A 22,643-nucleotide genomic window follows, 5' to 3' on the forward strand; every position below is an offset into this window, starting at 1 on the left:
GCATACATCCAGTATGCGGACGTCCCTCCGCCTTGCGATGCACCGCATCTGACGCCGCACGCTGATCCACCAGGGATTACGGGACAGCCCTTAGGCCGCGCTCGTGCGGTGGTCCGGCCTCACGAGGGTGTACATGACGGAACGCTGCTGCTTGTGACGCCTGATGCGCCCCTTGGCGACCAGGGATTCGAGGGTGTTCCGTACGACCTGCGGTGTCGGGTTGCGGTCCGGGTGCTGCTCCAGGAGCTCGTCCCGCAGCTCCTTCGCCAAGCGCGGCTCGTCGTGCTTGCCGAGCAGGTCCGCCAGCAGGTCACCGAGCAGAGGCCGGCGTGACTTCCCCTGTGCGCCGGCCTTCGCCGTGTTGTCCGCCGGAGCCGTCCTGGCGGGTGCCGAACGCCGTGAAGTGGCTTCGGCGGGCTTCTTCGCCTTCGCGGCGACGGGTTCGTCCTGCGCCTGCTCGGGCAGACGTGACGCGTCCGTGAAACCCTCGTACCGCTCCGCGAGGTTCAGGATGTCCGCCAGGAGGGACTCCTCCTGCTTCAACACCGCGAGCTTCTCGGTCAGCTCCTGCTGCCGCCGACGGTTCTCCTCCAGGTCCGACGCGGCTTGTTCCACGTACCGCGCACGGAGCGTGCCGGCTGGTTGGCTGGTCACAACCGTTCACTCCCTCGATGTGGATGGCGTGTGCGCATGGTACTCACGCCGAGGGGCCCGTGCGGACAAGTGTCGGCGCCGAACGGTTTCCCCCGGGCATGTTCACTCCTGCGAGCGGATACCGTGTCCCGGGGGCACACATATGTGCCGGTCAGCGCGCGGTCGCGGCCGGTGAGGTCTTCTTGCGTGCGCGGTAGGCGGCCGCCTTGATCCTGTTGCCGCACGACTCCATGCCGCACCACTGCCGCCGCATGCCCCGGGAGCGGTCGATGTAGACGCGCGTGCACTCGGGGTTGCCGCACTCCTTCAGCAGCGGGACGTCCGGGCCGCTGAGCAGCTCGACCGCCTGCCGGGCGACGGTGGCCAGGGCCTGCCCGGGGGTTGCGTCGGTGTGCCGGCCCGTCAGGGTGAGCTGCGGTGTCACAGGGGTCCTGCGCGCGGTGGCGTTGACCACCGCGAGCGCTTCCCGGTCGAACTCCTCACCGAGACGGCGGTTCGTGACGAGCCGGTAAACGGCCTCGCGCACGGTGGTCGCCTCCCGGACGTCGTCCTCCTCGCCGGGCGTGATCGCGTCCACGAGTCCGGACTCGAGATACCAGGCGTTCAGCCGTTCCGGCGTCACGAACATCTCGAACCGCGTCGAGCGCCGGGCACGGAGGGTGGCCGCGAAATCGAGGACCGGGTGCCCGCATACGAAAACATGGTCAAGATTCACATCACCATCTTGACAGGTGACTGTTGTGAAACGCAAGGAGCGTCACCGGGCCCCTCTCGTTCAGGAGGGTGTCAGACACGTGTGAGAGCCGGCGCACTTCAGGCTGTTGACACCTCCGAGAACGCCATGCCAGCATTGTCACCTGTTAAAACGGTGACGCATTGAGTTGCGGCAGAGCCGGTCCACACCTATTTCTTGGATGGAATGCATGAAACGACTCCTGACTGTCCTCGCGGCCGGTGTGCCGCTCGCTGCCGCGGTGTACCTGCCGTCCGCGTCGGGGGCACCCCTGAACGACTCCGCCGCCACATCGCTCAACTGTTCGGCGCCGTTGGTGAAGGCCCCGGCCGGTACCGAGGTGGAGTCCGTGACGGCGGTCCGGCAGGCGGGCGGCACGGTCCAGGGCACCGGCATCCTGGGCGGCACGGTCACCGGTGTCCCGTCCTTCTGCGAGGTGACGGTCACTCTCACCCACCCGGGCGACGGCGACCACGCCCAGGTGCGTACCTGGCTGCCCGTGAGCAGATGGAACAGCCGTCTCCAGGCGTTCGGTGGCAGCGCCTACCTCGCCGGCGACAACAATGTCGGGCTTGCCACCGCCGTCAAGAACGGCTACGCCGCGACCACCACCGACGCCGGTGTCGGCGACGCGCTGGACACCAGCTGGGCGCTGAACAGCAAGGGTCAGGTCAACACCGCGCTGCTGAAGAACTTCGCCTCCCGCTCCCAGCACGAGGCGGCGGTCGTCGGCAAGGAGGTCGTCGACGACGTCTACGGCAGGCGCGCCTCCCACGCCTACTTCAACGGCTGCTCCACCGGCGGACGTCAGGGCTACATGGAGGCCCAGCGCCACCCCGACGACTATGACGGCATCCTCGCCAACGCGCCCGCCGTCAACTGGGACGAGTTCGAAGTCGCCACCCTGTGGCCGCAGGTGGTCATGAACAACGAGAGGACCTACCCGACCGACTGCGAGTTCGCCGCCTTCACGGGCGCCGCCGTCAAGGCCTGTGACTCGCTCGACGGCCTCAAGGACGGCCTGGTCGACGACCCGACCCGCTGCGACTTCGACCCCCGCCGTCTGATCGGCACCAAGGTGGTGTGCAAGGGCAAGGAGCTGACCATCACGGCGGCCGACGCGGCCGTGGTGCGCAAGATCTGGGACGGCCCCCGCACCGCCTCGGGAAAGAAACTCTGGGCCGGCGTCCCGATCGGGGCCGACCTGGCGGCCCTGGCGGCCGTCAGTGATCCCGACGCCAACGGCAACGTCACGGGCGTGCCGTTCCAGGTGCCGGCCGTCTGGGCCCGGACCTGGCTGAAGAAGGACCCGTCCTTCGACATCTCTACGATCACCTACAGCCAGTTCACGCGGCTGTTCCAGCAGTCCGAGGCCGAGTACGACGGGATCATCGGCACGGACGACCCCGACCTGTCCGCCTTCCGCAGGTCCGGTGGCAAGCTGTTGACCTGGCACGGCCAGGCCGACCAGTACATCCCCACCCAGGGCACCGTGGAGTACCGCAAGCAGGTCGAGCGGGAGATGGGCGGCTCCAAGCGGGTCGACGACTTCTACCGCCTCTTCCTCGCCCCGGGCACGGTCCACTGCGGCCTCAACAAGGGGGACGGCGCGACCGACGACCTCGGTGCCCTGGTGGCCTGGGTCGAGCACGGCAAGGCCCCCGGGACGCTGCCCGCCACACTGATCGACGCAGACGGCGAACAGGTCGCCCGTGACCTGTGCCGCTACCCCCAGGTGTCCCGCTACAAGGGCCACGGCGACCCGGCCGCCGCCTCCAGCTTCCGGTGCGTGTCCCCGTCCCGGCGCTGACGGACCACCCACCACCCGACGACCTCCTTCCTGGGCTCCGCCCCGGTCATGCGGGAGCGGCGCCCGGCTCGTCGAGCACCTCCAGGAGGAAGTCGTCCCAGTCCAAGCCGTCCCACTCCGCTTCGGCCGGGGTGCTCCGATAGGTGGCGGCGAGCCACTCCGCCAGCGGCTCCGTGGGCAACTCGAACAGGGCCTCCACCTCCCGCGACTCCAGGAGCAGCCATGACGAGGGCCGTTCCCGGGGCAGCGCCGGCCACATCCGTACGTCGCCGGAGCCGCTCATCGAGGTCAGGCCGCCGTGAAGGAGCTCGCGGCCGATGCGCCAGGTGAGACCCGGTCCTCGTTCCGACAGGAACTCGACCGCGATCACCGCGGGCAGGTCCGGGTCGAAACGGAACTCCGCCCTGATCGGTGTCCGAGTGAATTCGTCGAGCTGCTGGTCGAGGCCCAGGAACAGCGAAGGCACGTGCTCACGCGCCGACGGCGCCCGCAGTCGTGACGGATCACAGTGCATGACAGGAGTTCCCCTCCGTGGGACGAAGTCTGGGTCACCCACTCTCCGCCGAGGCCGGAGCCCGCCACATCGGTCAGTTGACGGTCAATGCGCGGGCCACGGCCGGCAGGCCTCTTCCCGCCGGAGGAGTCGTTCGACTCAGGTCGAGTCGCGGACGACCAGTTCCGGTACCGCCCACGCGCCGTCTCCCACCGCCGGCTCTTTGCCCTGGAGCATCTGTGCCACCTGCTCGACGGCGAGGCGTGTGCATCGACAAGCGCCAGGTCGGGCCCGTTCACCCCGTACGTCCGCCCGCAGGAGAGCGGTGGGCGGTGCGGGGTGAGCTGGTTCGCCCTCACGGCGCAGGACGGCTCCGCTCCCGGCCTGACCGTCCACCTGGACGTCCCCCGGCAGGTCTCCCTGACCCACTTCACCCCCGCGGACCTGCACGCCGCCCACCGAGGAGTGGGCACGGCCTCCTGCGGCCCCGACACCCTCTCTCCCTACCTGCTCGGACCGGGCCGCCACCACTGGTCGTGGACCCTGGGAACAGAGCCCACCGTGAAGCGCTCGTGACTGCTGGCGCGTTTTCAGTGGCGGCTGACGTCAGACCGATATAGCGTTGTGATCAGCAGTCGTGGTTCCGAAGTCTCGTTCGCCCGTGATCGCCATCACGGGCGTTCTCGCTGTTCAGCACCTCTCCGGACCAGGGCGATCACCTCCCGGGCACGCAGGGTGCGGGCTCGGTTTCCCTCGAAGGAGACGGTCATGGCCAAGGGCACAGTCAAGTGGTTCAACAGCGAGAAGGGCTTCGGCTTCATCGAGCAGCAGGGCGGTGGCCCTGACGTGTTCGCGCACTACTCCAACATCACCGGCCAGGGGTACCGCGAGCTGCAGGAGGGCCAGACGGTGGAGTTCGACGTCACCCAGGGCCAGAAGGGCCCGCAGGCGGAGAACATTCGCCCTGCCTGATCGCATCAAATCCCGCCGACCCCGGCGTTCCCACCGCGGAACGCCGGGGTCGGGGACGAATGATCATGTGATCGCCGACGCCGACCACGCCGCCCCCCGACAGCGTCCGAGGACGCTGCAGCCGGGGCCACCGGCTGTAGCGCTGCCGGGAGCTTGGCGCCCACCAGCCTGCACGAGTCGGTCACCAACTCCTCGACGAGTCCCGTGCCCTGGGACGGCGCTCCGACCTGCACCACGCCCTGCGGCGCAGCCTGCTGGAGGCCCTGCTCCTCCGCCTCGTCACCGGTCGGGTCGCAGCGTTTCTCTCAGCCCTCGCTCGGTGTTGCTGACGTGCAGCAGCGCGGCGGCCTGGGAGAGGCCGGCGTCCCGGGTGGACAGAGCGTTGAAGATCGCCTCGTGTTCGGCGAGGGTGCGGCCCGCGGCCTGGGCGTCGACCAGGCCGCGCCAGATGCGGGCGCGCAGGGTGCGGCCGGAGATGCCCTCCAGGAGCGTGAGGAGCGTTTCGTTGCCGGTGGCCGCGATGACGGCGCGGTGGAAGGCGGCGTCGTGGGTGTTGAGCTGCTCGACGTCGTCCGCGGCTTCCCGCATCGCGTCCAGGTGCCGCTTCACCTCGGCGAGCTGATCGTCGGAGATCCGGGTGGCGGCCAGGGCCGTGGCCACCGGTTCCAGCAATCGCCGTACCTCCATGAGGTCCTGCAGCGCGGCCGCGTCGCCCTGCAGCAGTTCCACCGCACCGCCCAGCCCCTCCAGCAGCAGGCTCGGCTGCAGGCTGGTCACATAGGTGCCGTCACCCCGCCGGACCTCCAGCACCCGGGCGACGGCCAGCGCCTTGACCGCTTCGCGGGCGAGGTTGCGGGACAGGCCCAGCTGGGCCGCCAGGTCCGGCTCGGGCGGAAGCTTCGAACCCGGGGGCAGGGCGCCGGTCCGGATCAGTTCACGTATCTGCGCGATGGCCTTGTCCGTCAGAGACAACGCGACTCACTCCCCCCGGCCTGCCCTTCGGGCATGTCCGATCTGATCAGCCCCTGAGCGCGGAGATCGTCCCAGAGACCGTCCGGGATGTGCTGACCGTGGAGTTCCACGTTCCGCACGACCTGTTCCGGACTCCGCATACCGAGGGTGACATTGATGATAGTGGGATGCGTGTGGGGAAAGGCGATCGCGGCGGCGGGCAGCGTGGTCCCGTGCGCCGCGCAGACGTCGGCGATCGCCCGGGCGCGGGCGACCAGAGCGGGTGGGGCGTCCTGGTAGTCGTACTTCATGCCCTCGGCGGGCCGGTCCCGGGACAGCAGCCCTGAGTTGAACACGCCCACCGCCACCACGCTCTTGCCGAGTTCCAGCGCGGCGGGCAGGACATCGTCCAGCGCCGACTGGTCCAGCAGGGTGTAGCGTCCGGCCAGCATCACCACGTCGGCGGCGGTCTCGCGCAGGAAGCGGGCGAGCATCGCCGACTGGTTCATGCCGGCGCCGATCGCGCCGATCACCCTCTGGTCGCGCAGTTCCGCCAGGGCGGGCATGGCCTCTTCGGCGGCCTGCCTCCAGTGGTCGTCGGGATCGTGCAGATAGACGACGTCGAGGCGGTCCAGGCCGGTGCGTTCCAGGGTGGCCTCGATGGAGCGGAGCACTCCGTCGCGGCTGAAGTCCCACCGCCTGCGCAGATCGTCCCGCACCAGGAAGCCCTCGCTGTCGACGCCGCTGGGCCGCTCGTTGGGGACGAGCAGGCGGCCGACCTTCGAGGAGACGACGTACTCCTCGCGTGGACGGTCCCGCAGGGCGGCTCCCAGACGGCGTTCGGAGAGACCGAGCCCGTAGTGGGGCGCCGTGTCGAAGTACCGGACGCCGGCGTCCCAGGCCGCGTCGACGGCGGCCGACGCCTGGTGCGCCGGCGTCACGCGGTAGAGGTTGCCGATGACCGAGGCGCCGAAGCCGAGGTCGGTCAGCTCCACGGGAGTGTTGGTGATCTTCCGGTGTCGCAATCTGTGCTCCTGGGAGGTGCGCCGGGCGGAGGCCGGTGGTCCGGTGGGTCAGCGGCTGACCGCCGCCGAGGCCCCCGCCATGAGGGCCTCGACCTCGGCGAGGGAGGCCATCGAGACGTCCCCCGGGGTGGTCATGACGAGGGCGCCGTGGGCGGTGCCGTAGGCGAGGGCCCGCTCCAGCGAGGCGCCGGTCAGCAGGCCGTGGATCAGTCCGGCGGCGAAGCCGTCGCCGGAGCCGACGCGGTCCAGGACGTGCAGGCCCGGCATGCGGGGGCCGGTGACGTACCCGGTCGCGGAGGACCAGGCCGCCGAGGTCCAGTCGTTCACGGCGGCCGAGGGCACCTCGCGCAGGGTCGTCGCCAGCACCCCCGTTTCGGGCAGCAGGGCGGCCACGGCGGCGAGGGCGTCCGGCACCTCGTCGGCCCGCAAGCGCGTGGCGCCTGGACGCCGGCCCGCAAGGCCCAGGGCGCCCACCACGACGTCGGCGTGGCGGGCGAGCCGCAGGTCGACCTCGCGCGCCCGGTCGGCGCCGCCCCGGTCGGCCCACAGACTCGGGCGGTAGTTGGGGTCGTAGGAGACGGTGACGCCGTGCCGGCGGGCGGCGGCCATCGCTTCGTCGGCGACATCGGCGGTGGTGTCGGACAGTCCGGCGAAGATGCCGCCGGTGTGGAACCAGCGCACTCCGGTCGCGAAGACCGCGTCCCAGTCGACGTCCCCCTTGCGCAGCTGGGACACGGCGGTGTGGGCGCGATCGCTGACGCCGAGCGCGCCGCGGATGCCGTAGCCGCGCTCGACGAAGTTCAGCCCGTTGCGGGCGGTGCGGCCGATGCCGTCGTCGGGCACCCAGCGGATCAGCGAGGTGTCGACGCCGCCCTGGAGGACCAGGTCCTCGACGAGGCGGCCCACCGCGTTGTCGGCGAGGGCGGTCACGACGGCCGTACGCAGCCCGAAGCAGCGGCGCAGACCCCGGACGACGTTGTACTCGCCGCCGCCCTCCCAGACCTGGAAGGTGCGGGCGGTGCGGATCCGGCCCTCGCCCGGGTCGAAGCGCAGCATCACCTCGCCCAGGGCCACCACGTCGGTCACGGCGCGCTCCTCTCCACGGCCTCGGCGGTGAGCCGACGGATCTCCGCGTACTCGCCGCCCTCCAGGTGGGCGGGCGTGGCCAGCCAGCTGCCACCGACGGCGAGGACCGCCGGGTCGGCGAGGTAGGAGGGCAGCCGCGAGGCGTCGATCCCGCCGGTCGGCACGAACCGCATCCCGGGGAAGGGGGCCGCGAGCGCTCGGAGCGTCCGCAGACCACCGAGCGGCTCGGCGGGGAAGAGCTTGACGGTGTCGAGGCCGGCGCGCAGGGCGCGCATCAGCTCGGTGGCGGTGGCGACACCGGGCACCACGGGCACCCCCAGCTCCCGGCACCGCGCGACGACGTCCTCGTCGTAGCCGGGGGAGACGACGAAGGCGGCTCCGGCGGCCACCGCCCGCTCCGCCTGCTCGGGGGTGAGCACCGTGCCGGCGCCGACGGCCAGGCCGCCGTGCGCAGCCATCGCCTTGAGCACCTGCTCGGCGTCCGGGGTGCGGAAGGTGACCTCGGCGCAGCGGGCGCCGCCCGCCGCGAGCGCGTCGGCCAGCGGACCGGCCGTGGCCGGGTCGGGAACGGTCAGCACCGGCAGCACACGGGCCCCGGCCAGGACGGCCTTCAGATCGGCGGTCATCGGCCCAGCCACCCGCCGTCGACGGGCAGGACCGTGCCGTGGACGTAGGCGGCCGCGTCCGAGGCCAGGAAGACCGTGGCACCGGCGAGGTCACCGGCCTCGCCCCAACGGCCGGCCGGGATGCGGTCCAGGATCGCCCTGCTGCGGGCCGGGTCGTCCTGCAGGGCCTGGGTGTTGTCGGTGGCGATGTACCCCGGGGCGATGGCGTTGACGTTGACGCCGTGCGGCGCCCACTCGTTGGCCAGCGCCTTGGTGAGACCCGCGATGCCATGCTTGGCGGCGGTGTATCCGGGGACGGTGATACCGCCCTGGAAGCTGAGCAGCGACGCCGTGAAAATGATTTTTCCCCGGCCGCGAGCCACCATCGCCCCGCCCACCGCCCGGGTGAGCGCGAACTGGGCGTTGAGGTTGACCTGGAGGACCAACTCCCAGTCCGCATCGGTGTGTTCGACGGCAGGCGCGCGGCGGATCGTGCCCGCGTTGTTGACCAGGATGTCCACCGGCCGGTCGCGCCCGGCGAGGTCCGCGCCCAGGGCCCGTACGGCCTCGGGGTCGGCGAAGTCGGTGCGGATCGCCTCGAAGGCACGGCCTGCCGCGACGACGTCCTTCTCGACGTCGCTGCCGGACTCCTCCAGCGTGGCGCTGACGCCGATCACGTCCGCGCCGGCCTCGGCGAGGGCACGGGCCATGGCCCGGCCGATGCCCCGCCGGGCGCCGGTGACGACGGCGAGCCGGCCGTTCAGGTCGAAGAGGGTCATGCGCGGGCTCCCGTCGGGTCGTTGCCGCAGTCCACGAGGATCTTCATCACGTCGCCGCCCGCCTCCAGCGCCTCGAAGGCCGAGGGCGCCTCGGCCAGTGGGACGACCTTGCTGATCAGCCGGTCGGCGGGGATCGTGCCGTCGGCGACCAGGGCGACTGCCTTCTCGAAGTCGGAGCGGTCGTACAACCGCGCCCCGACGAGGGTGAGTTCGCGCCAGAAGAAGCGGTGCAGGTTCACTTCCCGGGGCCGGGGGTGGATGGCGACGAGACACAACCGGCCGCGCACGCCGAGCACGTCGACCGCCGTGTCCACGCCGCCCGCCGCGCCGGAGACCTCGAAGGCGACGTCCGCGCCCGCGTCGCCGGTCCACTCGCCGACCAGCGCGGGCACGTCGTCGGCCGGGTTCCAGGCCGTCAGGCCCAACTCCTCGGCCAGCAGCCGACGGTGGGCGCTCAGCTCCACGACCCGGACCTGAGCGCCCGCGCCCCGCGCGACCAGCGCGATGAGGATGCCGACGGGGCCGCCCCCGACCACGACGACCTTCTCGCCGTCGCGCACCTGGGCCCGGCCCACGTCGTGCACGGCGACCGCCGTCGGCTCGACGAGCGCGGCCCGGTCCAGGGCGAGGGAGTCGGGCAGCCGGACGAGCGTGGCGGCGGGTACGGTCCAGCGCTGCTGCATCGCGCCGGGGGAGTCGATGCCGATGAAGTCGAGGTGCTGGCAGACGTGTTGGTGGCCCTTCCGACACGCCGGGCAGCTGTCGTCCCAGCGCAGGGGCATCACGGTGACCGCGTCCCCGGGCCGCCAGCCCTCGACGCCCGGTCCGACGCGGACGATCCGGCCGGACATCTCGTGTCCGAGGACGGCGGGCGCGTGCACCCGGGCGTCCATGTCGCCGTGGAAGATGTGCAGGTCGGTGCCGCAGATACCGACGTAGGCGGGGGCCAGCTCCACCTCGCCGGGGCCGGGCGGGGAGGGCTCGGCGGGTGCCGTGTCCAGGGTGCGCGCGGCGGTGTAACGGACTGCGAGTGTCATCGTGGAGTCAGGGTCCCTTCAGCGCGGACGCCGATGGTCAGCAGCAGGTTGGCGTAGGTGCGGGTGTCGGCGGTGACGACGGCCAGCGCCAGGTCGGGGGAGCGGGCGGCGTCGTAGAACTCGAAGCGGCCGAGCGTCTCGACGGGGACGGGCGCCAGCATCGAGCGGTACTCGGCGATGGCGGGCGGCTCGGGTTCGCCCTCCGGCGGCACCATGACGTGCGCCGACTCGACGGGCAGGGCCCGCAGCAGGACGTCGAGCACGGTGGTGACGTCCAGCAGACCGGGGGCCAGGTTGAGGTGGACGGTCCTGGCGCGTTCGCCGGTGGCGGTGCTCGCCGGATAGTGGCCGTCGGCGAGCAGGACGCGAGCGCCGTGACCGGCGCCGGCCAGGGATTCGAGGATGCCGGGGTGGAGCAGTTCGGTCAGGAGCATGACGTCCCCTCCTTCAGGCGGTAGAAGTCGGTCGCGGTGCCGGCGAGGACCGCTGCGGTCTCGTCGGCCGAGCAGTCGGCCAGGAGTTCCTCGACGGTGGCGGCCCAGCGGTTCCAGCCGCCCGCCAGGACACTGACGGGCCAGTCGGAGCCGAACATCAGCCGGTCGGGGCCGAAGGCCGAGAGCAGGACGTCCCACACCGGGCGGATGTCGTCGAGGGCCCATGTCTCCCAGTCGGCCTCGGTGATCAGCCCGGAGACCTTGCAGCGCACCTGCGGGCATCCGGCGAGCGTGCGCACCTCCCGCTCCCAGGCGGCCAGATCGTGTCCGGCGACGGGGGGTTTTCCGGCGTGGTCGAGGACGAGCGGGAGTCCGGGGAAGCGCTGCGCGAGGCGGACGGCCTGCGGGAACTGGTGGGCGCGGATGAGTACGTCGTAACCGAGCCCGAGTTCCTGCACCACCCCCAACCCCCGCTCGACGTCCGGGCGTTGCAGCCACTCGGGGTCGGACTCGCCCTGGACGAGATGGCGTACCGCCCGCAGGTACCGCCCGCCCGGCCCCGACCGCAGGTCGTCGAGCACGTCCCCGATCGCGGGGGAGGTGAGGTCGGCCCAGCCGACGACCGCGCCGATCAGGGGGTCTTCGGCGGCCAGGGCGAGCAGTTCCCGGGTCTCGGGAACCGAGGTGACGCACTGGACGACCACCGTGCGGGTCAGGGTCCGTCCGGCGACGGCCCGGGTCGCGGAGCGACGCAGGTCGTCGGGGCGGAAGGTACGGCGGATGGGCTCGTGGCCGGGTTCCTCCAGCCAGGGCTGGGGACGGTGGCCCGGATCCCACACGTGATGGTGGGAATCGACGAGTCCCTGGATGTCAGACACGGGCGGACCAGACCGGGCCGTCGGGGTAGAGGTACTCCTTGAGGGAGTCGGGGTGCATCTGGGCGCTGAGTCCGGGGAGGGTGGGAGCGACGTAGTGGCCGTCCACGACGCGCACGGGGTCGACGAAGTGTTCGTGCAGGTGGTCGACGTACTCGATGACCCGGTCCTCGACGGTTCCGGAGACGGCCACGTAGTCGAACATCGACAGGTGCTGCACCATCTCGCACAGGCCGACCCCGCCGGCGTGCGGGCAGACCGGCACCCCGAACTTCGCGGCGAGCAGCAGGATGGCGATGTTCTCGTTGACGCCACCGACCCGCGCGGAGTCGATCTGCACGATGTCGACCGCTCCGGCCTGGAGGAGCTGCTTGAAGACGACCCGGTTGGCGATGTGCTCACCGGTGGCGACCTTGATGGGGCTGACGGCCTTGCGGACCGCGGCGTGGCCGAGGATGTCGTCGGGGGAGGTGGGCTCCTCGATCCAGTACGGGTCGTAGGGGGCCAGCTCGCGCATCCAGTCGATGGCGGGCTGGACGTCCCAGCGCTGGTTGGCGTCGACGGCGATGCGGATGTCGGGGCCGACGGTCTCGCGGGCGGTGCGCATGCGCCGCACGTCGTCAGCCAGATCCGCGCCGACCTTCAGCTTGATCTGCGGGAAGCCGTCCGCGACCGCCTCACGGGCGAGACGGGCCAGCTTCTCGTCGGAGTAGCCGAGCCAGCCGGGGGTGGTGGTGTAGGCGGGGTAGCCCTGGTCGAGCAGACGGCCGATGCGGTGTTCGCGGCCGGGTTCGGCGCGCTTGAGGATCTCCAGGGCTTCGTCGGGGGTGAGGGCGTCGGACAGCCAGCGGAAGTCGACCTGCGCGACCAGTTCCTCCGGGGACATCTCGCCGAGAAGGCGCCAGACGGGCTTGCCGGCCCGCTTGGCGGCCAGGTCCCAGGCGGCGTTGACGACCGCGCCGGTGGCCATGTGGATGGCGCCCTTCTCCGGTCCCAGCCAGCGCAGTTGGGGGTCGTGGACCAGGGAGCGGGAGAACGCTCCGAGGTCGGAGCAGACTTCCTCGACCGACAGGCCGACCACGTGCGGGGCGAGTGTCGCGATGGCTGCGGCCTGGGCGTCGTTGCCGCGTCCGGTGGTGAAGGCGAGCGCGTGGCCCTCCAGCCCGTCGCCAGCGTCGGTGCGCAGGACGACGTAGGCGGCGGAGTAGTCGGGTTCGGGGTTCATCGCGTCCGACCCGTCCAGGTGCTCGGACGTCGGGAAGCGCACGTCGAGGACGTCCAGAGACGTGATGCGGGCAGCAGAGGACATGGCAGCAACTCCTGAGGGAGCAGGGGAGAACATGGCCCCTGCGACGTGATGTGGGAACGGCGGAGAGTGCGCGGCGGCCTCGACGGCCACCCCGTTCACTCCTGGACCTTGCCGCCCGTGATGCGTGAGATGGTCAGCGCGACCAGGATGATCAGGCCGTTGAGGGCGCCGATCCACTGGGCGGGGACACCGGCCAGGGTGAGCACGTTCTGGATCATGAACAGCAGCAGGATGCCGCTGAAGGCCCCGAACATGGTGCCCTTGCCGCCGTTGAGGCTGATCCCGCCGATCACGGCGGCGGCGAACACGGTGAAGATGTAGCCGTTGCCCTGCGCGGAGGCGACCGAGGCCAGGCGTCCGGAGAGCAGCAGTCCGGCCAGGGCGGCCAGCACGCTGCCGGTGACGATGACGATCCACAGCACCCGGTCGGTACGGATGCCGGCCGCCCTCGCCGCGTCGACGTTGCCGCCGATGGCGTACAGCGAGCGCCCGAAGCTGGTCCAGCCCAGGACCACGATGGCGACGGCGAACAGGGTGAGGCAGATCCAGATCGAGGCGGGCATCCCGAACCACTGGGCCGTGCCCGGGTAGAGCATCGACTGCGGCAGCTGGAAGAACGTCTGGCCGCCGGAGATGCCGGTCAGGACACCGCGCAGCACGATCAGCATGCCGAGGGTGACGATGAAGCCGTTGAGCCCGAAACGGATGATCAGCACCGCGTTGATCACACCGACGAGCGCGCCGACGGCGAGGGTGACGGGGATGGCCCACCCTCCGGGGAGGAGTCCGAGGCCGTGCCCCGCGCCGGTGGGCACCACCAGCCAGGCCGCGACACCGGGCGCGAGGCCCATGGTGGACTCCAGGGAGAGATCCATCTTCTTGACGATCAGGATCATCGTCTGGGCGAGGACCAGCAGGGCCATCTCGGACATGGTCTGCAGAACGTTGATGAGGTTGTCCGCCTGCAGGAAGACCGGGTTGACGATCTGCCCGACGACCGCGATCGCGATGATCGCGGGGACGAGCGCGAGGTCACGCAGCCGGGCCAGGGGTATCCGGCCACCGAGCAACGCGGTCCGCTTGGCCCGAGGCTCCGAGGCCTTGGGGGCGGGCGGGTCCGCGAGGACGGTTTCAGACATGGAGGTCCACTCCTTCCATCGCGGCCACGAGGTCGTGGTCGTGCCAGCCGCGGGCGATCTCTGAGGTCACACGGCCCTGGAACATCACCAGGACCCGGTCACACATACGCAGGTCGTCGAGTTCGTCGGAGGCGATGAGCACTCCGGTGCCGGTCCCCGCGGTCTCCTCGACCTTGCCGAGGAGGAACTCCTTGGAGCGCACGTCCACGCCCGCGGTCGGATTGATCAGGACCAGCAGCCGGGGGTCGTCGGCGAGGGCGCGGGCCATGACGACCTTCTGCTGGTTGCCGCCGGAGAGCGCGGAGACGGGCAGTTCGGGGCCGGGTGTCTTGATCGCCAGGTTCTCGATCATGCCCTCGGCGAGCCGGTCCCGGCGGCTGCGGCTCAGGAACCCGTTGGGGCCGAGGCGCTTCGGCACGGACAGCGTGGCGTTGTCCGCGATCGACATGTCGGGCACGAACCCCTGGTGGTGCCGGTCCTGCGGGACGAACCCGGCCCCGGCCGCGAGCGCGGCCGGCACACTCCCGGGCCGCGGCCGCCTCCCGGCGATCTCCACGTCCCCGGACGCCGCCGCGCGCAGTCCCACGACGGTCTCGGCGACCTCCGTACGACCGCTGCCGGCGGCCCCCGCGAGGCCGACGATCTCCCCGGCCCCCACCTGGAAGCTGACGTCGTCATAGGCGTCGCCCCGCAGAGCGCGGACGTTCAGTGCGGCCGTGGCGCCGGCGTCGAGGGTGCTCGCCCGTTCCGCGCGCCCGTCGGCCGCCGCCTCGCCGGTCATGGCGGCGACGAGGTCGGCGCGGGAGAGCTCCGCGACCGGCGCGGTCACGATGTGCCGGGCGTCCCGGAACACCGTCACCATGTCGCAGATCTCGTAGATCTCCTGGAGGTGGTGGCTGATGAACAGGAAGGTCACGCCCTGGCGTTGCAGGTCGCGGATCCGGTCGAAGAGCCGGTTGATCGCAGCCCCGTCGAGCTGGGCGGTCGGTTCGTCGAGGATGATGAACCGCGCCCCGAAGGACAGCGCCCGGGCGATCTCCACGAACTGTCGCTGCTCGACGTTGAGATCACCGGCCGGGGTCTGCGGGTCCACGTCCACGGACCAGGTCGCCAGCAGTTCCTGAGCCCGGCGGCGTACGCCCGGCCAGCTGATCAGCCGGCTCGGTCCGTGGTCGTGCCGGTTGAGGAAGAGGTTCTCGGCGACCGTCAGGGTCGGGATGATCGTCGACTTCTGGTAGACGCAGGCGACGCGCTGCCGCCAGGCGTCGCGATCGCTGAGCCGGGGGGCCGGGGTGCCGCCGAAGGTGACCGTTCCCTCGTCGGGGGCCTGGAGGCCGGTGAGGACGGACACCAGCGTCGACTTGCCGGCTCCGTTGCGGCCGACGAGCGCGTGGGTCTCGCCGGCTCGGATGGTGATCCGGGCGCCGTTCAGGGCGACCGTCGGACCGAATCGTTTGACAATGCCCGCCGCCTCGACGACGGGCGGGTCCGCCGGGGCCCGTCCGTCGTCCGCGGGGGCGGATGCGGGGGTCACTGCTCGTTCCCCGTCGCTCATCTCAACCGCCTTGTGTGAGCTTGCCGTTGGTGGGCCTGACAGAGCGTCAGCCGAGGTTGTTGCCCCACAGGGACTTGTCGTCGCTCTTGACGCTGGGCACACCGCCGTAGGTGCCACCGTCGGCGGTGACGAGCGGAGCGGAGAGCTGGTCCTCCAGCAGGCCCTCGCGGACCTGGATGATGGTGCTGTCGTGGTCGGTCTTGCCGGGCTTGAACGTCTTCCCGTCGATCGCGGCCTTCAGGTAGTACAGGGCGTACTTGGCGTAGAGGTCGGCCGGCTGGGAGACGGTGGCGTCGATCTTGCCCGCGGCGATCGACTTCAGTTCCTCGGGAATGCCGTCGTTCGACACGATGAAGACGTGCTTCTTGTCCTTCGGGTCGACCAGCAGACCCTTCTGCTTGAGGACCTGGAGCGTGCCGGACAGGGCGAAGCTGGACTCCATGTAGACGCCCTTGATGTCCGGGTTGGCGGTCAGGTCCGTCTGGAGCTTCTGCGCGGCCACGGCGCCGTCCCAGTTGGTGGCCTCACCGAGCACCTTGATGCCCGGGTAGTTCTTCTTCATGCAGTCGTTGAACGCCTCGGTGCGGTCGCGGCCGTTGATGGAGTCCAGGCCGCCCTCCAGCATCACGACCTTGCCCTTGCCGCCCAGCTTGGTGCCCAGGTACTGGCACGCCTTCTCGCCGTACGCCCGGTTGTCGGCACGCACCACCATGAACACATTGCCGCTGTCCGGGCGGGTGTCGACGGTGACGACCGGGATCTTCTTGGCCTCCAGCTGGGACAGCGTCGGCGCGATGGCCGCGGTGTCCTGCGGGGCCATCGCCACGCCCTTGACGCCCTGACTGATGAACGTCTGCGCGTTCGCGGTGAGCTTCGCGACGTCGTTCTGCGAGTTGGTGGTCTTGAGGTCCAGGCCCAGCTCCTTGGCGTACTCCGGCGTGTACTTGATGTACGAGTTCCAGAAGTCGGTGTCGGAGCGCGGGTAGTCGACGCCGACCAGCGGCTTGTCGCTCGACGACGCCGACGTGCTGGCCCCACCGCCGCAGGCGCTGACCAGCGCCAGTGCGGACAGGGCTGAGGCGGTGGAACAGAGGACGGTTCTGAGTCTCATCGATGCTTCCTCGCGCTGGTCCCGTAGCGGGAGACGTTCCGCCTGGACGACATCTGTGTGTCGCCATGCCGGAGAGATGGGATGTTTATAGGCGCGCCTCAGGTTCGCTGTCTAGACCCTCGCTCAACTCTGGAGAAACGCGCAGATGGCTGCCCACTCCGTATAGGGAGACGGCATCTCGGAGAGGCGATGCATCCCATCAATCATGTCCATGTCGTGGAGGGGCGAGCCGGGTGACGTCTCACAGACATGGCATGTCTAGGTGAATACAATAGGGATAATTAGAAGAGAAAGCGATAAAACGCCTTCCCGTCGGACACTTTCATCCCTGTACACCCGTTGACATCTCCGGGTCACATGGCCGACCTTCATGCGTAACAACCGGCGCCCCGGGCTCCGAGGGCCGCGCCGACCCCTCTTCCCTGCCTTCCCCCTCTCCTTCCGCATCAGGGATGTCCCATGTCGAGTTCGATCAACAGACGCCACTTCCTGGCCGGTGCCACATTCGTGGCCGCGGCGGCCGTCGCCGGAGGACTGTTCGGCGCGGGCGGCGCCCAGGCGGCTCCCAGCACCTACACGCCCGACTGGAACTCGGTGGACCAGCACCCGCCGGCCCCGGAGTGGTTCCAGGACGCCAAGTTCGGCATCTACTTCCACTGGGGTGTCTTCAGCGTCCCTGCCTACGACAGCGAGTGGTACCCGCGCAACATGTACCAAAGCGGGAGCAACGCCAACAATCACCATGTTGCGACCTACGGCCAGCCGTCGGCGTGGCCGTACCACAACTTCATCAACGGGGCTCAGGACCTGGCGGGCAACTTCGTGAAGTTCGCGCCGAAGCTGAAGTCGGCGGGCGGCAACTTCGACCCCGCCGAATGGGCGCAGCTTTTCGCCGACGCCGGAGCCAAGTTCGCCGGCCCGGTCGCCGAGCACCACGACGGCTTCTCCATGTGGGACAGCCAGGTCAACGAGTGGAACTCGGTGAACAAGGGGCCGGGACTGAACCTGCTCCAGCTCTTCACCACGGCCATCCGGGCCAAGGGCATGAAGCTGCTGGTGGCCATGCACCACGCGTACAACTACAACGGCTTCTACGAGTTCGCACCCGCCCAGACGGACCCCAGCCTCAAGAAGCTCTACGGGCAGCTGGGTGCGACCGCGGAGAACCAGCTCTGGTACGACAAGCTCAAGGAGGTCATCGACCGCGCCCAGCCCGACATCCTCTGGCAGGACTTCAAGCTGGACGCCGTCGACGAGCAGCAGCGCCTCAACTTCCTCTCGTACTACTACAACCAGGCCAACAGCTGGGGCCGTGAGGTCGTCGCCACCTACAAGGACGGCTTCAACAGCAGGGGCGAGGTCTTCGACTACGAGCGCGGCGGCCCCGGCGACCTGACCACCCCCTACTGGCTGACCGACGACAGCATCTCCAGCAGCAGTTGGTGCTACACCCAGGGCATCGGCTACTACAGCTTCCAGCAGATGCTGCACTCGCTCATCGACCGGGTCAGCAAGAACGGCAACATGCTGCTGAACATCGCGCCGATGGCCGACGGGACCATTCCCCAGGGGCAGAAGGACATCCTGCTGGCCATCGGGGACTACCTGAACCGCTTCGGCGAGTCGGTGTACTCGACGCGCGCCTGGGAGGCGTACGGCGAGGGGCCGACGAAGATGGGCGGCGGCGCGTTCACCACCCCGCACGCCGGCACGGCGCAGGACATCCGCTTCACCCGCAACAAGGCGAACAGCGTCCTGTACGCCACCGTCCTGGGCTGGCCCGGCAGCTCGCTGACGATCAAGACCCTCAGCTCCGACCAGATCAACCTCTCGTCGCTGACGTCGGCGAAGCTCCTCGGCGCCACCGCCGGCTCCTACATCGATCTGCCCACGCCGGTCCAGAGTGCGTCCGGCCTCACGGTCACCCTGCCGTCCTCGGCTCCGTACAGCGCGGGTGCCTACGTCCTGAAGCTCTCCTTCTCGGGCACGATCCCGTCCCTGCGGCCGCAGACCGGGTTCATCGGCTACCAGGACGTCGACTACACGGGCACCGCCGCCGTGCTCGGCCTCGGCGACTACACGGCGGCCGACCTGGGCACGGCCGGCCTGGGCGCGCGCGCCCTGTCCTCCCTGCGGTTGGCCTCGGGCTACCAGGTGATCGGATACTCCGGCGACAACTTCACCGGAACCTCCTGGACCTTCACCGCCGACAACCCCGACCTCCGCGTCAGCGGCAACAACGACCAGGTCACCTCGCTGAAGGTGCAGTTCAACCCGGCGAAGTACTTCCGGATCACCAACGTCACCGACGGCCTCGCCCTGGACAGCGGCGGCAACGTCGCCTCCGGGTCCAATCTGAAGCAGTGGACCTGGGACAGCAGCAACAACCTCCAGTGGCAGGCCGTGGAGGTCGGCGGCGGCTACTACAAGCTGGTCAACCGCACCAACGGCATGGTCGCCGACGGCTGGGGCGCCACCGCGGACGGCTCGGCCGCCCGGCAGGCCGCCTGGAACACCGGGTCCAACCAGCAGTGGAAGATCACCCACCGGGGCGGCGGCCGTTACACGATCGCCAACCGCACCACCGGCCTCGTCCTCGACGGCGGCGGCAACGTGGCCTCGGGCTCCGTCACCAAGCAGTGGACCTACGGCAGCAGCACCAACCTGCTGTGGACCTTCACCGCCCTCTGATCCTCACACCGGCGTGACCAGCGGCTGCGGAGGTGCGATCCCCATGCACCTCCGCAGCCGGGAACGTCGAGTCGCTGCAGAGCCCGGGCCCACCGACCACGGCTCCACCATCGTCCAGCTGCCCAACGGGCTGGAAGACCAGCTGCCCGCGCCACTGGTGACCAAGACGAACGTGGACGACGACACCCTGTGGGGCAACAACATCTCCAACTGATCCGCGGCCCGTGGCGTAGCCGATGCTGCCGGCGCCGACGAAGCCGGTGTCGGGTGGGGCGGGTTCGCCGGGTCAGCGCAGGAAGTCCAGCACTGCCGTGCTGAGTTCCTCCGGTGCCTCTTCGGGCAGGAAGTGACCGGCTCCGGGGATGACCAGTCCGGTGACGTCCGTGGCCACCAGGCGCATGGTCTCCTCCGGCATGGTGCCGGTGCTGTACTGACCGCCCACCGCCAGGACCGGGATGGACAGCGGTCCCTCGTCGCGCCAGCGCAGGGCGTGCTCGGCGGATGTCTCGAGGGTCCGGTAGTACTCGAAGCTGGCGCGCAGCGCGGCCGGGTCGCGCAGCTGGTCGACGTAGACATCGATGGCCTGCTGCGGGATGGCGCCGGGGGAGGCGGTCTTCGACGTGAAGGTGTGGCCGAAGTAGATCTCCTCACGGCCCGCGACCATGCGCTCGTTGATGTCCTGCAGCCGGTTGAAGGCGAAGTGCCACAGGAGTTCGTTGGTGGCCGGGTCCGACATCAGCGGCGGGGAGGGCGAGAGGCCCGGAAGGATCGACTCGGCGCCGACAAGGCGCGTGACACGGTCACGGTGGCTCGCGGCCAGGGCGTAGCCGACCAGCATGCCCAGGTCGTAGCCGACGACGGCGAAGCGGTCGTGCCCCAGGGCGGTCATCAGGCGGGCCATGTCGTCGGCGAGTGTGGCGGCGTCGTAGCCGGTGGCGGGCTTGTCGCTGGCACCCATGCCGCGCAGATCGGGGGCGACGACGGTGAAGCGCTCGGCCAGGGTCGGCATGATCAGACGCCAGCTGTACCAGAACTGGGGCCAGCCGGGCAGGAGCAGCAGCGGCGGCCCGTCGCCGCCGACCACGGCGTGCAGGGTCAGGTCGCCGGTCTCGACGGTGTGGCTGGTGAACGTGTCGGTGAACCCGGTGGGCAGGTCCGGCACGTCGGTGACGGTGAACGGCACGGGGATTCCTCCTTGTGGCGCTGGGCAACCACAGAAGTGGATGATGTATCCGTTTCACGGTAGCACAATCGGATGACTCATCCGTTTAAGCTGTGCGCATGACGAGTGCACCGATACGCAAGGACGCGGCCCGCAACCGGCAGCGCATCGTCGACGTGGCCCGAAAGCTCGTCGACGACGGCACCCCGCTGCAGCTCAACGACGTCGCCCGCCTCGCCAAGACGGGGGTGGCCACCGTCTACCGGCACTTCCCGACGCCCGAGGCTCTGATGGAGGCCGTGGCCGGCCCGGGCCTGGAGGCGTTGGTCGCGCACGCGGAACGGGCGCTGACCGAGGAGGATCCCTGGCAGGCTCTGACCGGCTTCCTCGACGTCACCTTGGAGGCGCAGCTGACCGACCCCTCGATCACCATCGTGCGCGCCGCGCCGGATCGCGTCCTGCCGCGCACCGAGGAACTCAGCGCCGCTCTGGACTCGCTCGCCGGCCAGTTGCTCGATCGCGCCCGGGGGGTCGGCGCCGTGCGCGGCTCGGTCACCTGGGACGACGTGCTGCCGCTCATGTGCGGGATCGCCTTTGCCGCCAACGTCCATGCCGCTGACCAGCAGACGCGTCTGCAGTCCGGGCGCCGCTACCTGGGGGTGATGCTGAAGGGGCTGCAGGGCTGAGAGCCGCATCTCCGGTGCAGGTCGAAGACCTCTGGGCCCGCCTGGACCATGGGATCGGTGGGCAAGCCGGAGGCTGGCGATGGTCAGCCCGGCCTCTTCGGCGAGTGCGACAGCGAAGGTGTCAGCCCCGACGGGCCTGGCGGGGGGCGTCGGTGAGGAGGGATCCGCGGTGTCCCATCAACCGCATACCCTGCTTGTAGGCCCACACGGCTCGTTCGCTCTCCCCGCTCTTCTCCAGAATCTCGCCCAACTCCGACCAGGCGAAGGCGGCTTGCCGCCCGGCCTCGGAGGCTTCGAGCAGGAGAGCGCTGCGCTCGTAGGCGGCGTGGACCGCCTCGTGGTCCTCCTGGATCAGGTAGGCCGCAGCGAGTACGAGATGGACGCGCGCGCTTTCCAGCCGATGCTCGGGCCCCAGTAGACCGAGGGCGATCTCGGCGTGCCGGACGGCGTTCTCGGGCTGTCCGAGCATGACCTCGGCACGCGCGAGCGCCGTTTCGACGTACGCCACGTCGAGACTGCTGCCCAGCGTCCGCAGGGTGGCGGCGCTCTGTTCGAGGAGTGTCTTGGCCACTTCGGCGTCGGGACTCTCCGACTGCAGCAGCACCGTGGCCTGGGCGTTGCGCACCCGGGCCAGGGCGCGCTCGTCGTCGCCCTCGGCGTAGATGGCGACAGCCTTCTTGATCAACTCCAGTGCCTCGGTCGACCTGCCACGCCGGTGCAGGACGACGCTCGCGTTCCAGTAGGCGCCGCCGAGGGCCCTGCGGTCGGACATGACCTCGGCGCGGCTGATCGCCTCGCCCGCCAGGAAGTTCGCCCGGTGCAGGTCACCGCGCTCGGAGTAGACGCCGATCAGCGTGGACAGCAGTTCCAGCTGCGCGACCGTGGGCGGCAGGTCCGCGGCATCCGCCTCGGACAGCGCCGACTCGGCGACATCGATGGCGTGTGAGAGATCGCCCAGTTCGCGGTAGCACCGGCACAGCAGCATCACGACACCGAGCCGGTCCAGGAGCCCGCGCCCCTGTTCCGCCGACTGGTGCAGCAGCAACTCGAAGCGGCGAACGGCCTCCTCCAACTCCCCGTGGTGCTCGAGGCATTGGGCGATGCCGAGCTCCACCGAGAAACGCAGGTCGGCCTTTCCGCCCGCCGGGAGCTTCGACTGCAGGGCGGTGAAGGTCTCCAACGCCGTTCGCGAGTCGCCGTTGCGCAGGGCGAGCTGTGCGTAGTTCAGCTCGATCTCCAGGTCCACCGAGTCCGGTGTGGTGATCATGCCGATGAGATAGGCGGGATCGCAGTTCAGCCGCTCGGCGAGCTGCGCCAGCACCTCTTCGGAGGGGACGCGCTTGCCGGCTTCCAGAAGTGAGATGTAACTGGGGGACAAATTGGGCTTCGCCAGTGCCTCTTGGGAGAGGCCCGCTGTTCTACGGAGCCGCCGAATGCGTGAGCCAAGACCTTCGTTCGCGGTCATTGTGACTCCTCACTTGACAAGTATTGCGCGTGTGCCAGTCCGTCTGTGAGCGACGACCTGATCTGCGAGAT

General features: G+C 70.0%; 21 protein-coding genes and 2 pseudogenes. 6 read left to right on the top strand and 17 right to left on the bottom strand.

The genetic code is table 11. The annotated features are described in order from the left end of the window. Positions 1 to 90: 90 nt before the first annotated feature. Positions 91 to 654 carry a hypothetical protein gene (locus ACGFNV_RS40165; protein ID WP_393629769.1) on the bottom strand — a complete coding sequence of 188 codons (564 nt, stop codon included), beginning with the start codon at positions 652 to 654 and terminating at the stop codon, positions 91 to 93. 151 nt (positions 655 to 805) lie between these two features. Next, positions 806 to 1,369 carry a CGNR zinc finger domain-containing protein gene (locus ACGFNV_RS40170; RefSeq protein WP_393629771.1) on the bottom strand — a complete coding sequence of 188 codons (564 nt, stop codon included), beginning with the start codon at positions 1,367 to 1,369 and terminating at the stop codon, positions 806 to 808. 208 nt (positions 1,370 to 1,577) lie between these two features. Here ACGFNV_RS40170 and ACGFNV_RS40175 point away from each other — a divergent pair, with 208 nt between their 5' ends. Then, complete coding sequence (locus ACGFNV_RS40175; protein WP_393629773.1) at positions 1,578 to 3,197, top strand: tannase/feruloyl esterase family alpha/beta hydrolase; 1,620 nt, start codon at positions 1,578 to 1,580, stop codon at positions 3,195 to 3,197. Positions 3,198 to 3,243: 46 nt separating this feature from the next. On the opposite strand, the gene ACGFNV_RS40180 is transcribed toward ACGFNV_RS40175, so the two are convergent. Further along, the gene (locus tag ACGFNV_RS40180) at positions 3,244 to 3,711 is read right to left on the bottom strand and encodes an SsgA family sporulation/cell division regulator (protein WP_393629775.1); all 468 of its coding nucleotides are present in this window, start codon (positions 3,709 to 3,711) and stop codon (positions 3,244 to 3,246) included. A gap of 273 nt (positions 3,712 to 3,984) precedes the next feature. Between ACGFNV_RS40180 and ACGFNV_RS40185 the strand changes: the two are divergent. Together ACGFNV_RS40185 and ACGFNV_RS40190 are read left to right on the top strand one after the other, a co-directional pair. Further along, positions 3,985 to 4,266 (top strand): annotated as a pseudogene (locus tag ACGFNV_RS40185) (hypothetical protein); the annotation flags it as partial. 192 nt (positions 4,267 to 4,458) lie between these two features. Then, a complete protein-coding gene (locus ACGFNV_RS40190; protein ID WP_037680159.1) occupies positions 4,459 to 4,662 on the top strand; it encodes a cold-shock protein in 204 nt (67 codons plus the stop codon). Between the two features lie 279 nt (positions 4,663 to 4,941). Here the strand turns inward: ACGFNV_RS40190 and ACGFNV_RS40195 are convergent, their stop codons facing one another. From ACGFNV_RS40195 to ACGFNV_RS40250, 12 genes are all read right to left on the bottom strand, one after another. Then, positions 4,942 to 5,634: a FadR/GntR family transcriptional regulator gene (locus ACGFNV_RS40195; RefSeq protein WP_393629776.1), complete on the bottom strand. Its 693-nt coding sequence runs from the start codon at positions 5,632 to 5,634 to the stop codon at positions 4,942 to 4,944. Then, entirely contained in the window at positions 5,625 to 6,638 is a 1,014-nt protein-coding gene (locus tag ACGFNV_RS40200) for an aldo/keto reductase (RefSeq protein ID WP_393629778.1), read from the bottom strand. The genes ACGFNV_RS40195 and ACGFNV_RS40200 overlap by 10 nt, the downstream gene beginning before the upstream one ends. A gap of 48 nt (positions 6,639 to 6,686) precedes the next feature. Continuing rightward, positions 6,687 to 7,724 (bottom strand): PfkB family carbohydrate kinase, encoded by a 1,038-nt coding sequence (locus ACGFNV_RS40205; protein ID WP_393629780.1) that lies wholly within the window; start codon positions 7,722 to 7,724, stop codon positions 6,687 to 6,689. Beyond that, positions 7,721 to 8,350: a bifunctional 4-hydroxy-2-oxoglutarate aldolase/2-dehydro-3-deoxy-phosphogluconate aldolase gene (locus ACGFNV_RS40210; protein WP_393629782.1), complete on the bottom strand. Its 630-nt coding sequence runs from the start codon at positions 8,348 to 8,350 to the stop codon at positions 7,721 to 7,723. Before ACGFNV_RS40210 ends, ACGFNV_RS40205 begins: the two co-directional genes overlap by 4 nt. Continuing rightward, positions 8,347 to 9,108 (bottom strand): SDR family oxidoreductase, encoded by a 762-nt coding sequence (locus tag ACGFNV_RS40215; protein ID WP_393629784.1) that lies wholly within the window; start codon positions 9,106 to 9,108, stop codon positions 8,347 to 8,349. The genes ACGFNV_RS40210 and ACGFNV_RS40215 overlap by 4 nt, the downstream gene beginning before the upstream one ends. Then, positions 9,105 to 10,145, bottom strand: coding sequence for a zinc-binding dehydrogenase (locus tag ACGFNV_RS40220; RefSeq protein ID WP_393629785.1), 1,041 nt, complete (start codon positions 10,143 to 10,145; stop codon positions 9,105 to 9,107). Before ACGFNV_RS40220 ends, ACGFNV_RS40215 begins: the two co-directional genes overlap by 4 nt. After that, the gene (locus ACGFNV_RS40225) at positions 10,142 to 10,579 is read right to left on the bottom strand and encodes an RbsD/FucU family protein (protein WP_133932513.1); all 438 of its coding nucleotides are present in this window, start codon (positions 10,577 to 10,579) and stop codon (positions 10,142 to 10,144) included. Before ACGFNV_RS40225 ends, ACGFNV_RS40220 begins: the two co-directional genes overlap by 4 nt. Then, positions 10,570 to 11,457 carry an amidohydrolase family protein gene (locus ACGFNV_RS40230; protein WP_393629787.1) on the bottom strand — a complete coding sequence of 296 codons (888 nt, stop codon included), beginning with the start codon at positions 11,455 to 11,457 and terminating at the stop codon, positions 10,570 to 10,572. The genes ACGFNV_RS40225 and ACGFNV_RS40230 overlap by 10 nt, the downstream gene beginning before the upstream one ends. After that, complete coding sequence (locus ACGFNV_RS40235; RefSeq protein ID WP_393629789.1) at positions 11,450 to 12,763, bottom strand: L-fuconate dehydratase; 1,314 nt, start codon at positions 12,761 to 12,763, stop codon at positions 11,450 to 11,452. Before ACGFNV_RS40235 ends, ACGFNV_RS40230 begins: the two co-directional genes overlap by 8 nt. A 95-nt stretch (positions 12,764 to 12,858) precedes the next feature. Next, positions 12,859 to 13,902 carry an ABC transporter permease gene (locus ACGFNV_RS40240; RefSeq protein WP_393629791.1) on the bottom strand — a complete coding sequence of 348 codons (1,044 nt, stop codon included), beginning with the start codon at positions 13,900 to 13,902 and terminating at the stop codon, positions 12,859 to 12,861. Further along, positions 13,895 to 15,457 carry a sugar ABC transporter ATP-binding protein gene (locus tag ACGFNV_RS40245; RefSeq protein WP_393629793.1) on the bottom strand — a complete coding sequence of 521 codons (1,563 nt, stop codon included), beginning with the start codon at positions 15,455 to 15,457 and terminating at the stop codon, positions 13,895 to 13,897. Before ACGFNV_RS40245 ends, ACGFNV_RS40240 begins: the two co-directional genes overlap by 8 nt. 46 nt (positions 15,458 to 15,503) lie before the next feature. Beyond that, entirely contained in the window at positions 15,504 to 16,568 is a 1,065-nt protein-coding gene (locus ACGFNV_RS40250; RefSeq protein WP_393629795.1) for a sugar ABC transporter substrate-binding protein, read from the bottom strand. Positions 16,569 to 17,027: 459 nt separating this feature from the next. Here ACGFNV_RS40250 and ACGFNV_RS40255 point away from each other — a divergent pair, with 459 nt between their 5' ends. Both ACGFNV_RS40255 and ACGFNV_RS40260 read left to right on the top strand, forming a co-directional pair. Next, complete coding sequence (locus ACGFNV_RS40255) at positions 17,028 to 19,259, top strand: alpha-L-fucosidase (protein ID WP_393629797.1); 2,232 nt, start codon at positions 17,028 to 17,030, stop codon at positions 19,257 to 19,259. A gap of 79 nt (positions 19,260 to 19,338) precedes the next feature. Beyond that, positions 19,339 to 19,473, top strand: a pseudogene (locus ACGFNV_RS40260) (sugar ABC transporter substrate-binding protein); the annotation flags it as partial. A 72-nt stretch (positions 19,474 to 19,545) separates the two neighbouring features. Here the strand turns inward: ACGFNV_RS40260 and ACGFNV_RS40265 are convergent. Beyond that, positions 19,546 to 20,442: an alpha/beta fold hydrolase gene (locus ACGFNV_RS40265; RefSeq protein ID WP_393629799.1), complete on the bottom strand. Its 897-nt coding sequence runs from the start codon at positions 20,440 to 20,442 to the stop codon at positions 19,546 to 19,548. 98 nt (positions 20,443 to 20,540) lie between these two features. Here ACGFNV_RS40265 and ACGFNV_RS40270 point away from each other — a divergent pair, with 98 nt between their 5' ends. Next, positions 20,541 to 21,107: a TetR/AcrR family transcriptional regulator gene (locus ACGFNV_RS40270; protein WP_393629801.1), complete on the top strand. Its 567-nt coding sequence runs from the start codon at positions 20,541 to 20,543 to the stop codon at positions 21,105 to 21,107. Positions 21,108 to 21,228: 121 nt separating this feature from the next. On the opposite strand, the gene ACGFNV_RS40275 is transcribed toward ACGFNV_RS40270, so the two are convergent. Beyond that, positions 21,229 to 22,572 (bottom strand): helix-turn-helix domain-containing protein, encoded by a 1,344-nt coding sequence (locus tag ACGFNV_RS40275; protein ID WP_393629802.1) that lies wholly within the window; start codon positions 22,570 to 22,572, stop codon positions 21,229 to 21,231. Positions 22,573 to 22,643 lie beyond the last annotated feature (71 nt).

The sequence above is a fragment of the Streptomyces sp. NPDC048751 genome (genome assembly GCF_043198595.1).
Lineage (GTDB): Bacteria > Actinomycetota > Actinomycetes > Streptomycetales > Streptomycetaceae > Streptomyces.